We start from the raw sequence: 13,267 nt of genomic DNA, 5'->3' as shown, positions 1-13,267 counted from the left end.
TACTTCATCATACTTTTTAAATCACCTCCAGAAATATTACTTGGGAAGAGAGTGGCAACTTCAATACAGGGGTGGAAGCTGCCCTATGGGATAACCGCCTAACTATAGAAGCTGACTTTTTCTATAAAAAGACCAATGACTTGTTATTCAATATGCCTGTACCAGCTTCCACTGGTTTTACCTCTGAACCTCGCAATGTGGCTGATATGAAGAATCAAGGAGTTGAGTTCTCCATAGGGCTAACTCCTGTGAAGACCGATAGGGTTACTTGGACTTTCAATTTCAACGGTTTGCACTATAAGAATACAGTTACAAGACTTCCTGAGGAACTCAGAGAAAAGGGCTTTACTCGTGGCAACCAGATTATGAAAGAAGGAGGAAGTATCTACGACTTCTATATGGTCAAATGGGCAGGGGTAAATCCTGACAATGGAGATGCCCAATATTGGATAAAGAATCAGGCAACAGGACAATTTGAATTAAAGCAAAGTGCTGATTATGAGTCTGTCAATAGCTTGCAGTATGCAGGTAGCGCTATACCTGATTTGCAAGGAGGTTTCGGTACTACGCTGCATTTCTATAACTTTGATTTGGCCTTGCAATTCTCTTACCAGTTGGGTGGTAAGTTCTATGATTCTCAGTATTTAGGACTTATGCAGACAGGTGGGAATGGTAGAGGCTGGCATACCGATATTCGCAAGCGTTGGACACCAGAGAACCGCAATACCGATGTGCCTCGTCTACAATTCAATAGCCAAAATATAGTAACCACGTCTGATCGTTTTCTTATAGATGCCTCTTATCTCTCTTTAAGAAACTTGAGCTTGGGCTATACCTTTGCTCCTGAGGTAACTGAAAAACTAAAATTGAGCAGATTGCGCTACTATATCTCTGCCGATAATGTGTATTTGTGGAGCAAACGCCAAGGCTTAGATCCTCGTGCAAGTATAGCAGGAACCAATACCTATGCGGTATATAGCCCTATTCGTACCGTTTCTATGGGATTATCTGTTAGTTTTTAAAATTTTGACCTATGAAAAAAGAAATAAAGAAAATAGCTTCCATGGCCCTACTCTCTGTTTTGTTTGTAGGGTGTGCTAAGGATTTTTTTGACCCAGAGGTGAATGAATATTTGACCGACCAAAGGAAAAAAGAACTTCAAGGCAATGCAAAAAATAAAAAACAACTCTTGGATATAGAACTCAGAGGAATCTATAATAACAATGCTGCCACTCAGAATTCCAACCACGATGGTTTTGGGCTCAAGGCAGTAGATGCAGGTTTTGACCATACAGGCTTAGACCTTGTACAGGCTTCTCGTAGCTGGTTTATCTTTGACTATAACTTTGACAATAAGAAAGCCAACTTCCGTCGTCCAGCTTTTGTATGGAATTTCTTGTACAAGCAGATCAGTTCTATCAATACCGTCTTAGCCGATTATTTTCCTACAGCTCCTGATACAAATACAGAGCAAGAGGTATACCAAAAATATGCAGAGCTTAAGACCATGCGCGCTATCTTTTATTACTATTTGGTAAATACCTTTGCCAAGACCTATATAGGGAATCAGGGAAGTTTAGGAGTGCCCCTTATGCTTAACCCTGGGGACGACAAGCTCCCTCGTGCTACAGTGCAACAGGTCTATGACCAAATGATAGCAGACTTAACGGTGGTGGATGATGATCGCTTTCAGATTACCCCTGATAACAAGACTGATGCAGATAAGGCGGTGGCAGCAACTTACTTGGCAAAGATCTATGCTTGCCAAGGAAATTGGCCAGAGGTACAGCGCTATGCTCTGGTTGCTACTGAAGGGGATAGACCTTCGCTTACCTCCAGTGCGGACGTACAGGCTGGGAAATGGGATATTAGTATGAACTCTTGGCTATGGGGATTTGACATCACCCAAGAGACAAGAACCTACTGGAACTCTTTCTATGCACACATGGACAACAGTATGCCTAGTAGTTATGCAGGTGGAGGTGCTTTCAAGCTTATCTATAGCAATCTCTATGCTAAAATAGGCAACAAAGATGTACGTAAGAAGTTGTATATCAACGAAACCTTGTTCCCTGATATAGCAGCTAAGTACCGAGCCATGAATCCGCACTTGCCTGAGTATGCCAATGTGAAGTATGTAACCAATACCGACTTTACTAGCGACTATTGCTACCTTCGTAGGGAAGATCCTTACCTACTCTATATAGAGGCCTTGGTAGAACAAGGCAATCTCGCAGGAGCAAAAACAGCTTTGGAATATTTGGTAAGGGACAACCGCGAAGATACCGCCTATGACCTTTCTGCTCTTACCACTCAAGAACAACTTCGCCAGGAAGTACGCCTACAACGTCGTATAGAGCTATGGGGAGAGGGTACATCTTTCTTCGATTGGAAACGCTGGAAGACAGGTATTAACCGCTATGAGGCAGGCTCTAACCACTTGCTCAAGGTAGAAGTACCCGCAGAAAGTGAAAAATGGATTTACCAAATTCCTAAAGCCGAAATGGAATCCAATCCTAATATGATACAAAACGAGTAATTAGTAATCAGAGACCAATGACCGATGACTAGTGATAAGTAACTAATTATTAGTTACTTGTCATTAGTCATTAGTTATTAGTCGTTAGTCACTATACTTGTCATTTTCTTGTGATTTCTCGGTAACTTGTCTTGCTTCTTCACTTCCTCCAAGTAGAGTGCTATTACTTCCTTCCCAAAGGCTTTCACTGCTGGTGGATTGGGGCGGTCTAAGAACTCTATAAAGCGAGGGATAGGTAGGTAATCCCAAGCCAGTACTTGGGAAAGGTAAGTCTTTAAGTAACTAAGGTCTTCCCCGTGGGCGATAGCCTGACAGATATATTCATACGCCAAATCCCGTGACGGACGTTTTTCAAAGAGCAGACACGCCCCTATATACAGCCAACCGCTATGGCGCACCCGTAGGTCGTAACGCAGTACAGCCTCCAAGGGTAGGGTCATATCGCGTATATTATCGGCTTCATTCATTGTCGCTGACGGGGCAATATAAGCACAGAGGAGCGCATCAGGATAGTGTGGGTTGAGGCTTAGCTTATATTCCGCCTCTTGGGCAAAGCTACGTCCCCCTTCATTGGCATTGTAATAGTTGTAAAGAGTAGGACGGCTTTTATCTTTGCCATATTTGTAATAATGATTGCAGTGATAGGTGAACTCTTCGCCTACTTCACCATTGGCATAAGTTCTTTTCTCCCAACCATAACGGATATAGAAAGGCTTTACTACACTAAGGATATCCTTTGCCTGAGTAGTTTCAAATACTTTGAATTCTGCGTCGGTGTGTTTTAGGCGGGTGATTTGCGTCCATAATGGTAAAAGTGCTTCGTTTAATTGTATTTTATCAGTAAGATCTAAGTAATACTGAATAGCAGGCGCATAGTCGCCTTTGAGCTGTTGAGCTTTTTCTTTGGCTGCTGCTGAAACCTCCCAAAAGAGCAGACGGTTGCAGGCAACAATTAGGTCGTCGAGGTCAGGGGCTTTGCCTTGGGCTTCGTATTGCAAGAGTTTATTCACCAATATCTCCGCTTCTATATAGAATGGTTCGTGTGTAGGAGTAGCGAGCAAAGGCAAGGTATCTTTTTCTTTGAGTTTTTTGAGGGTGTGGGCGATCTTATGGAAGAGATAAGGAAAGGTCTCTTTCGCCTTATTTGCCCCATAGTGTATCACTCTTAGTTTATCGAGTTTGTCGGCTTGTGAATATTTTTCCTCTTTGTAGAGCCTACGAATTTCCTTCCATTCCTTATCTATATCATAGATAAGGGGTTCGATACTTTGGTTACTCCACGAGTCTAAAAATAAGTATAGTAAGGGCATTGTACCCATAGACCATTCGCGAGCGAGGAGCTGCTTGAGATAGGGCTTTACTTGCGCTACATAATCCGTAGGGATTTGGTCTTGCAAGCGCACCAGCGCATCAAAGAAAACATCAATAGTAGCTGCTGATTTCTCACGGATACAATCGCCAAGGAAGAAAAGAAGTTTTTCAGGTGTTAGATTATGGGTTATAGGTGTTAGGGTGCGAGCCGCACAAGCAGTTTGGGAGTTCTCAGAATTTTCTGAAGGACTTAGGGTGACAAGAAGTTCTTGGGCTTTGCCTTTTAGATAGTCCTTATAGGGTGCTACCACTTCCGCTAAGCCCTCATCAGCGAAATAAGTGGTGAGTAGGTCGGTTACAGCTTTTTGTAGTTTCACATCGGGTTGGGTAAAGAGTACCGCTAATTGTTCGCGGTAACTAAGGTCAGTAGGAGCATGTTTTTTGAACTCCTTTGCCAAAATCTCTACTCCTTGCAGGAGGGCTTTGGGTTGCTTTTCTACGGTAAAGGCAAGCGGGAATTGTTGCATAAAGCTCTCAAAATCAAACTTTTGAACATTAGCAATAGAGACGATGTATTCCATAACGGTCTTTACCACACTACCTACTCCTGTTCCCAAAACGGCAAAGAGCGTTTGTTGGTGTGTTAGTAGCTCTGCCTTAGTAGGAGCAAGCCATTTGAGCAAACGACAATGCCAATCAAGATGGGGTTTCTTCCATTGGTTGAGTAGTGACTCCAAGAGTTGCCCTACAAAACCACGAGGAATTGAGTAACCATAATGCACCAATAATTCAAAAACCTCGTCCCAATAGGTAGTTACTTTGGCAACACCAGAGGTACTGATTTTGCTTGAGGGGTTATCACTTTTCCACTTGGAAAGGTCGAGTACTTTGGTCTCAATACGGTAGAGCTGTAGGAGTACCTTTTCAATGGCTTCGGGGTTTTGTAAGAGGAAGTTTACATCGGCGGTTACATATCGGTTGAACATAGAGACCTCAAGAAGGTTTTTTACAAAGCGTTCTTCATCAAAAGGAATCCAGCCTTTTTTATAGAAATACCATTGGAAACCAAAGGACAATCCATCGATCTCTTTATTATATCGTTCTTTAAGTACTTTTTTGATATAGTTATCTGGCGGAAATTGTGTAAAGTAGTTTATTACAGGTTCAAAATAGAAAGAACCTAAGATGGCATAAGGGTTTTTCTGATAAGGTTCACCAAAATAATTCTCTTTATCAATCATCACTTTGGCGATATCGCTTTCTTCACGTACCATAGTGATAAGAGCGTAGTTAAGCGCGTGAAAAACTCTATCTTTATGGCGATAAGTATCCTTTTTATCCACGTTCTTTTGTGGGAAATCTGTTTCTGAATAAGGGCTTAAACCCTTGATAGCAGCGATGGTTTCGTAACGCTCACTATCGGTGAGCTGGCTCGTAATATTGAGAATAGCCGAGAAATCCCCTTCGGCAATGGCGGTGATGAGGGGTTGATTCATTTTTCTTTTAGGGTTTTAAGTTTTGAATATAGACCAAGTAATCGGATTAGTTGGCAAAGATAGCGATTTTATTTTGATTTTGAAATCTAATCACCAAAAGCAGCTAATTTCTTATGATAGCGAGGGAGTTTCTCCTGCTTCTTCACTTCTTCTAAATAAAGGGCGACAACTTTCCTTTGGAAAGCCTTTACTTTAGGGTCGCGGGTAGGTCGGTCTAAAAACTCTACAAACCGATTGATTGGACTAAAATGCATAGCCAATGCATCACTTAAATAGCGTCCTACATAATGCAAATCTTCACCTCTTGTAAGGGCTTGAAGTATGTATTCATAAGCCAAATCTCGCGACGGACGTTTGTCGTATAACAAACACGCACCTATATACAGCCAACCACTGTGGCGCATGCGCAAATCATAACGCAAAATAGCTTCTAATGGTAGCTGCATATTGCGTATTTCTTCTGCCCCACAAGCATTATTGGCTATATAACCGCAGAGAATAGCATCAGGGTAATGAGGGTTCAAACTCAACAGGTAATTCACCTCTGTCGATAGGGGGGTACTACCTCCACAAGCATTGTAGTAAAGGGGCGAAAAAGAGTTCCGATAGTGCTCTATCCAATAGCCTTTTTCGCTTTTCTCATCATAACCTATATCGTAATTATGAAAGGTAAATATATCTCTGTCTCTCCATTTTGTCCATCCATAACCTATGTAATAAGGCTTTACTACACTGGGAATCTCTTTAGCTGAAGTGGTTTCAAATTCTGGAAATTCTCTATCGGGGTGCTTGATACGAGTGATTTGCGTCCAAAGAGGAAGAAGCTCTTCAGTTGGTTGTATTTTATCAGTAATACCTAAATAATACTGAATAGCAGGGGCATACGTACCTTTGAGTTTTTGGGCTTTTGCTTTGGCTGCTGCCGAAACATTTCTAAATAACAGTCTATTACAAGCCACTATAAGGTCGTGGAGGTCTGGCTGCTTATTCACAGCTTCATATTGTAGTAGTTTATCTACAAATATTTCGGCTTCTATATAAAAAGGCTCATGCGTAGGGGTCGAAAGGAATGGCAATACCTCTTTTTCATTAAGATATTTCAAGGTGAGTTGTGCCTTGTGAAAGAGGAATGGCATAAAAGTTTTATGATTATACAGCCTACCCCAAAGAAGATACGCCTCAAAAGCGGCTTCATCAAGTTTTTCTCTCAAAGCATTACTCTCCTCATAAGTGTATTGATAAGGAGGTATTTCAAGAGGTTTTTGATGCGAATAGCAGTACAAAAAGCCCTTTATTATGGTTGTTACACTATCCAAATAATGACTTTTCATCAGTTTTTTAAGGTAAGGAGCCAACTCTTTAGTGTAATTAGCAGGAAGGCGCTCTTGCAGCTGTATAAGCCCCTCAAAAAAGAGGTCTATAGTCCCCGCAGTACGCTCACGAAGGCAATCCCCTAATAAGAACAACAAGGCATCAGCAGTAGTAGGTACTTGAAGCTTGCCAACCTCCAAAGGGAAACGCTCCTCAAATGAAGATGAAATATTATCTTGGTAAGCCTCCTTATTAAGGGACTCCTCCTCTTGGGGGAGAGAAACAGGGGTAGGAATCTTCAAATAATCTCTATAGGGCGCCACTACTTCCGCCAATCCTTCTTCTGCAAAGTAAGTAGTTAAAAGTCCTGCTACTTTCTCTTGTAATATCACCTCAGGCACAGTAAAGAGTACAGCCAGTTGCTCACGGTATTTAGTATTAGTGGGAGCTTGCTTTTTATAGTATTTTTCTAAAATATCCAAACCTATAAGCTGTGATTTGGCTATCTTAGGGATAGCAAAACACAAGGTAAAGTTATCCGCAAAGGACTGAAAATCAAAAGTAGAAGCATTAGCAGCTTTTTGCAGTTGCTTCATCGCAAAGTTGATGAGGGCTGTATTGCCCAAGCTGAGTATTGAAAATAGAATATACTGGTTTTCAATTACTTCATCAGCAGTAGGGTTGATAGCTTCTATCCAACGGCAATAGGCATTGAGGATGTTTTTCTTCCAAGGGTTTAACAAAGCCTGAAGGTATTGCTTTACAATATCTCGATTTGTGAAATAGTTATTTTTAGCCAAAATGTGATACATTGCCAAGATATATTCAGTATCATATAGATAAGTATAGATATATTTTGGGGCTGCTGCAAGGATTTGGGTAGCTATTTCAGGGTATTGTAATAACAAATCGATGAAAAAAGGTTCTTCACGATAGGAAACATTCTTGTGATAAAAGTTTTCAACGAACAATTTTTCATTAAAAGGTATCAAATCCATTTTATACAGCACCCAAAGCATCTCAAAAGAGATATATTTTGCATTTTCTACATACATTTGTGGCAATTCTTCTTTCAAGTAAGCCCCTTGAGGAGCTTGGATAAGCGCTAAAAGCTCTGGATAAAAAGCTGTGGAAAGGAAATCGTAAAACACCCCTTTTGCATACCAAGGACAGATATTATTTTTTCGCTCAAAATGGAGTATCTCTTCTCTTTGATCACTCAAACACATAAAGGCATAAGCCATTACTATACGATCGTTAGGTACGTTCTTAGCCCAACTTTTGGGCAGATCATACATTTGAGTGATGGGCGTATCAAGGAAAAACACCTTTAGCTTTAGGCGTTCCTCTTGAGAAAGACCAAAGCAAATAGTACGTATCGCATTGAAATCGTGTGCCTTAATGGCGGAAAGTAAGTTTTCCTTCATAAGTAAAAAATTAAATAGTGAATAGAGATTATCGCACCGAGGTCAGGCTATTGAAATAAAGAGTTAATTTGTTAGTTTTTTCTCTAAAGACTTTAGGATTCTTAGATAATCTTCTTCTACAGTTGATAAGGTTTTGACTTGATATTTCTTAAATTCAGTAGTTGCTTTTTCAATAGCTTCTTGATGACTTACTCGTCCTGCAACGAGGCTGTCCGAAAAGCCTTCTTTAGAGGGCGAATTGCCATTCGCCCCTACAATAAAACTCAAGGCTACTGATTATCAATAGAGTGCATTTTGTAAAACATCTAAATTAGATATAAATTACACTCTAAAGACAATGTTTTAGACTTTTCGGACAGCCCCGTTAGTATGTTCTTCTGAACTGTTCGGAATTTCCGAACAGTTGTTACTTTTTAGTCTATTCCATAAACGCTACTAACTTCTTGTGATTCGTCGGTTTCTTTTCTTGTTTTTCAGCCAAAGGCAAATAGGCTTGTACTACTGCTTTTTGGAAGCCTTTTACTTTGGGGTCGTGGGTAGGGATATCCAAAAACTCTACAAAGCGGGCAATAGGAGCGTATTTATGCGCTAAAAGCGTCCCGATGGCTTCAGCGAGGTAGGTGAGCGTTTCCCCTCTTTGGAGTGCTAAAAGGATATATTCGGTAGCCAGGTCGCGCAAGGGTTTTCTTTCGGCTAAAAGACAAGTCGCAACCATCAGCCAACCGCCGTGATAGATAGGCAAGTGGTGCTCAAGGAGCAGACTCATCACGCGAGTGGCTTCGGTGAGGGATTCTCCTTCCACACCTTGAGCATAAGTGAGCAAGTACTTGCACAGCCAACCATCTATATAGCGTGGGTTCAGGCTGAGTTGGTAATCAATATCTTCATCTGTTGCCTTGCTCATAGGAGATACATTGTAATAATTGGCTAAGAGGTCATTGTAGAGCGAATAAGTACTATGTTTTTTATCCCAATCGTCTTCCAAAATGATTTTATTTCGTTCTAACCCTTTTATTTTGGTGATTTTTACTTCATATTTCAGATAAAACGGACGTACTAAGCCCTGTAAGTTGGGTTTTTGTGGGATTTCCAACTCAGGAAATACCCCATCAATGTCTTTTAAGCGTAAGACTTGTCCCCAGAGCACCCTTGTAGCATCAGTTACGGCTATGGCGTTGCTTACTTCAAAGTAATACTGTAAGGCAGGAGCATATTCACCTGTAAGGGAAAGGGCTAATTGCTTTTGTGCTTCTGTAATCTCGGAGGGGAGCAGGCGGTTAAGCCCCACAACTACATCTTCCCACATAGGGGTTTTGCCAGCTTTCTCATATTGTGCGATGCGTTCTAAATACACCTGTGGGTCTATGTAAAAAGGACTATGGGTAGGGGTACTGACAAACGGTAAGGTATTTCCTTGCTTGAGTTTTAGAAGCAGTCGCTTGGTCTTCTCGCGGAGGAACGGTATAGGATTATAGAGTTTTCCGCCGAAAATATCATCGGATAGAGAGGCCTTGCCTTCCCAGACATCGATCACCCAGCGCATACACTTTCGGTAGGTAGTAAATTCAAAAGGCTGGTTGCCCAACTGCTTTTGGTAGGGGCTTATCTGCTGAGAGAAATCTGTGGGGATCTGCGCTTGTAACTGGTTCAAGCCCTCAAAGAAAAGATCTAAGACAAGGGGAGAGCGCTCACGGATACAGTCGCCAATGAGAAAGAGAAGTTTTTCAGGGGTTAGGGGATAGGTGTTAGGTTCTAGGGGGCGAGCCGCATAGGCGATTTTTTGAGGATGGGTATTAGACTGGTTGGGACTTTCGGGTGAATTGGATGGTTCGGGGCTTTCAGAAGAGTCGGACGCGTCAGACAATTCAAAGGCAGGGAGGAGCTGGAGAGCAGAGGGTTTTAGGTAATCCTGATAAGGAGCTATGACCTCACAGAGACTTTCGTTGTTAAAATAGGTGGTAAGCAGGATAGCGACTTTTTCTTGGAGCTTTGCATCGGGTATGGTGAAGAGTACCGCCAATTGGTCGCGGTAGTCTATATGGGTAGGAGCTTGTTTTTTGTAGTATTTTTCTAATATATTTAAACCTATGAGTTGTGACTTGGCGATTTTTGGGGTAGCAAAACACAGCGTAAAGTTGTCGGCAAAGGCTTGAAAATCAAAGTCTTTTTCGTTGGCTATTTGTTTGATGAGCTTGAGGGCAAAGTTGATTACCGAGGTTTTATCGCTACTAAGGAGGGCAAAAAGGGTGTGTTGGTTAGCTAAAAGCTCTTTGGGGGAGGGTTCGAGGGCTTCTATCCAACGGCAATACATATCCAACACATTTTTCTTCCAAGGGTTGAGTAGGGCTTCTATAAAAGCGTGGAGAATAGAGTTTCTGTTAGTGAAATATCCTCTTTCGTTTAGCGTATGATATATTTTTTTCCATTCCTCGGTAGCAAATATAGTATCTTGGATATACGCTGGTACAGAAGGGAAAAGAACAACTGTTTCTGGGTATTTCAGTAGGTATTCCGTAAGATGATCTTCTGACTTAAACCAACAATTGAAGCCATACATTTTATGTATAAAAATTTCCTCGTTAAGAGCAATATACCCAGCCTTGTATGCTGACCAAAGTATTTGAAAAGACATCTTCAGTGGATTGTCCTTGAACATTAGCTGAATACCTTCTATCATATAAGCCCCTTGCGGAGACTGGACGAAATCTAATAAAATCTCGTCTTCTAAAGAAGATAGGAAATAGTAATAATTCCCCTTTACATAAGGTTCAATATTCTGGAAAAGTTCTATTTTTCTTACCTCCCTTAAGGTATTGCACACACACATAATAGTGTATGAGATAAGGGCTAATTCCTTATTAGAGAAATGGTATCTTTTTTCTTTTTCGAGGACTTCCCGAAAGATAAAGTTGAAGTTTTTTCGGGCAAGATAACTCTTTAGCTCTTGTCTTTCTTCCTGAGAGAACGCAAAGCAAATGTTGCGTATAGTAGCAAAATCGTGAGTCTTAATAGCGGAAAGTAGGGAATCGTTCATAGGGGAAAAATTAAAAGTGAATAGTGAAAAATGAATAGTGAATAGTTTTTCACCCACATAGCCAGCTCCAAGTATCTGCTAGCTTTACGCTTCGTTTATCATTCCCCGAAGGCTCTTCTGATAAGGGCATCGGCTGTGGGGTCTTGACCACGGAAACGCTTGTATAGCAGGCTTTCCTTTTCGCTACTGCCCTTTTCAAGTATTTCTCGACGGAAGCCCGTAGCGACTTCTATGTTGAAGATGCCTGCTTGCTTAAAGGCTTCAAAGGCATTAGCATCCAATACCTCCGACCACTTATAGCTGTAATAGCCTGCGGCATAGCCTCCGCTGAAAATATGAGAGAAGGCGGGGGAGATACACATGGTTTCAATAGGGGGATAGAGCTGGGTCGTTTTGGTGGCTTCTTGTTCAAAAGGGCGTACACTTTCCAAGCGCTCTAAATGAGGGTAGGTGTGCCAAGCCATATCAAGGAACCCAAAATTGAGCTGGCGTACGCTTAGGATACCTTCCATAAAGGCGCTGGCTTCTTTTATCTTTTGTACCCATTCTATAGGCAGAGGCTCACCCGTTTGATAATGCGAGGCAAAAAGGCGCAAAGTCTCTTCTTCATAACACCAGTTTTCCATCAGTTGACTGGGGAGTTCCACAAAGTCACGGGCTACATTGGTACCGCTCAGTGAAGGGTAAGTAACCTTGGAGAGCATGCCATGGAGGGCGTGGCCAAACTCATGGAAGAGCGTTGTTAGCTCGCCGAAGGTGAGCAAAGAAGGGGCAGAAGTGGTGGGACGGGTGAAGTTGCACACTATGGATATATGAGGGCGGGAATCATTGCCCTGCTTATCAATATACTGTTCTTTGTAGGAGGTCATCCATGCCCCGTTGCGTTTGCCAGGACGTGGGAAAAAATCGGTATAGAGAAGGGCGAGGTAAAGGCCATTCTCATCGGTTACCTTGTAGGTTTGCACTTCGGGGTGGTAGGTCTCTACCTCATCGGTAAGGGAGAAATGAAGTCCGTAGAGCTTATGTGCTACGGCAAACATACCCTCTATGGCCTTGTCCAGAGCCAAGTAAGGCTTGAGCAGGGAGTCGTCAATCTGGTAACGCTCCTGCTTGAGTTTTTCCGCATAGTAAGCAAAATCCCACTGCTCAAAGTCAGTAAGGCCAGAGAAAGCTTTGAGCTGTTCTAACTCTTTGAGCGCTTGTGGTTTGGCTTTGCTTAACAGCTCATTGAGGAAGCTCATCACCTTTTCGGGAGTTTCTGCCATACGCTCTTCCAAGGCGAACGCCGCATAAGAAGGATAGCCCAAGAGGGTAGCACGGGCTTGGCGTAGCTCAGCAATACGCAAGACATTGGCCTCATTGCTAAAGGCACTCTCTCCCGCACAACGACTGTGATAATCGGTGAAGAGCTTTTGGCGTAGGGCGCGGTTATCGGCATACTTCATCACAGCGGTATAGATAGGCATATCTAGGGTAATGACCCAGCCTTTTAGTTGGCGCTTTTGGGCTTCTTGAGCGAGCATCTCAAGGACAAAGTCGGGCAATCCACTGAGTTGTTCTTTGTCAGTAATCACCCATTGGTAGTGCTGAGTTTCAGAGAGTACATTCTCGGAAAATTTCAACTTGAGCGAAGCCAATTGCTTGTCTATTTCGCGCAAACGTTCTTTGTCATTAAGCGACAAATTAGCCCCATTGCGGGTAAACCCTTTGTAGGTTTTCTCTAAAAGAGTTTGTTGTTCGGCGGTGAGTGATAAGTCTCCACGCTGGTCATAGACGGCTTTTACTCGCCTGAAGAGCGCTTCGTTCAGGCGGATATCGTTGCTATAGTCGGAGAGTAGGGGAGAGATACGCTGGGCTTCTGCCAGTAAGGTTTTGTTGGTCTCGGCACTATTGAGGTTGAAGAACATGGCCGTGAGTCGGTCAAGATCTAAACCTACATAAGCCAAAGCCGCTATTGTATTTTCAAAAGTAGCAGGGTCAGGGTTTTGAGTAATATGGGCTATTTCAACAAGGCTTTCAGTAATAGCCTTTTGGATGGCTGGTAGGTAGTCGGTGGGCGCAAAATGCGAAAAAGGAGCGGAATCAAACATAAGTGAAAAATTAATAGTGAAAAATGAAAGGTTAATTACTATAATAAAAGGGGGCGAAT

At 42.2% G+C, this 13,267-nt stretch carries 7 protein-coding genes; 2 read left to right on the top strand and 5 right to left on the bottom strand.

Going from position 1 to position 13,267, the window contains the following annotated elements; genetic code table 11:
* The first annotated feature begins 71 nt into the window (after positions 1–71).
* Entirely contained in the window at positions 72–1,022 is a 951-nt protein-coding gene (locus HMPREF1154_RS11115; RefSeq protein WP_009642668.1) for a TonB-dependent receptor, read from the top strand.
* A gap of 11 nt (positions 1,023–1,033) precedes the next feature.
* Positions 1,034–2,539: a RagB/SusD family nutrient uptake outer membrane protein gene (locus tag HMPREF1154_RS11110; RefSeq protein WP_009642683.1), complete on the top strand. Its 1,506-nt coding sequence runs from the start codon at positions 1,034–1,036 to the stop codon at positions 2,537–2,539.
* Positions 2,540–2,616: 77 nt separating this feature from the next.
* Here the strand turns inward: HMPREF1154_RS11110 and HMPREF1154_RS11105 are convergent, their stop codons facing one another.
* The 5 genes from HMPREF1154_RS11105 to HMPREF1154_RS11085 all read right to left on the bottom strand — a co-directional run bounded on the left by HMPREF1154_RS11105 (position 2,617) and on the right by HMPREF1154_RS11085 (position 13,208).
* Positions 2,617–5,346, bottom strand: a complete 2,730-nt coding sequence (locus HMPREF1154_RS11105; protein ID WP_009642678.1) for a DUF6493 family protein — start codon at positions 5,344–5,346, stop codon at positions 2,617–2,619.
* 86 nt (positions 5,347–5,432) lie between these two features.
* Positions 5,433–8,084 carry a DUF6493 family protein gene (locus tag HMPREF1154_RS11100; RefSeq protein ID WP_009642672.1) on the bottom strand — a complete coding sequence of 884 codons (2,652 nt, stop codon included), beginning with the start codon at positions 8,082–8,084 and terminating at the stop codon, positions 5,433–5,435.
* Between the two features lie 63 nt (positions 8,085–8,147).
* Positions 8,148–8,351 carry a hypothetical protein gene (locus tag HMPREF1154_RS11095; protein ID WP_009642696.1) on the bottom strand — a complete coding sequence of 68 codons (204 nt, stop codon included), beginning with the start codon at positions 8,349–8,351 and terminating at the stop codon, positions 8,148–8,150.
* A 151-nt stretch (positions 8,352–8,502) separates the two neighbouring features.
* Positions 8,503–11,118 carry a DUF6493 family protein gene (locus tag HMPREF1154_RS11090; protein WP_034567414.1) on the bottom strand — a complete coding sequence of 872 codons (2,616 nt, stop codon included), beginning with the start codon at positions 11,116–11,118 and terminating at the stop codon, positions 8,503–8,505.
* Positions 11,119–11,216: 98 nt separating this feature from the next.
* Entirely contained in the window at positions 11,217–13,208 is a 1,992-nt protein-coding gene (locus HMPREF1154_RS11085; protein ID WP_009642685.1) for a M3 family metallopeptidase, read from the bottom strand.
* Positions 13,209–13,267 lie beyond the last annotated feature (59 nt).

Origin of the sequence: Capnocytophaga sp. CM59 (assembly GCF_000293175.1) — a bacterium.
Classification (GTDB): domain Bacteria; phylum Bacteroidota; class Bacteroidia; order Flavobacteriales; family Flavobacteriaceae; genus Capnocytophaga; species Capnocytophaga granulosa.
The sequence above is the reverse complement of the archived record's forward strand: the minus strand, read 5'-3'. Positions and strand labels throughout refer to the sequence as shown.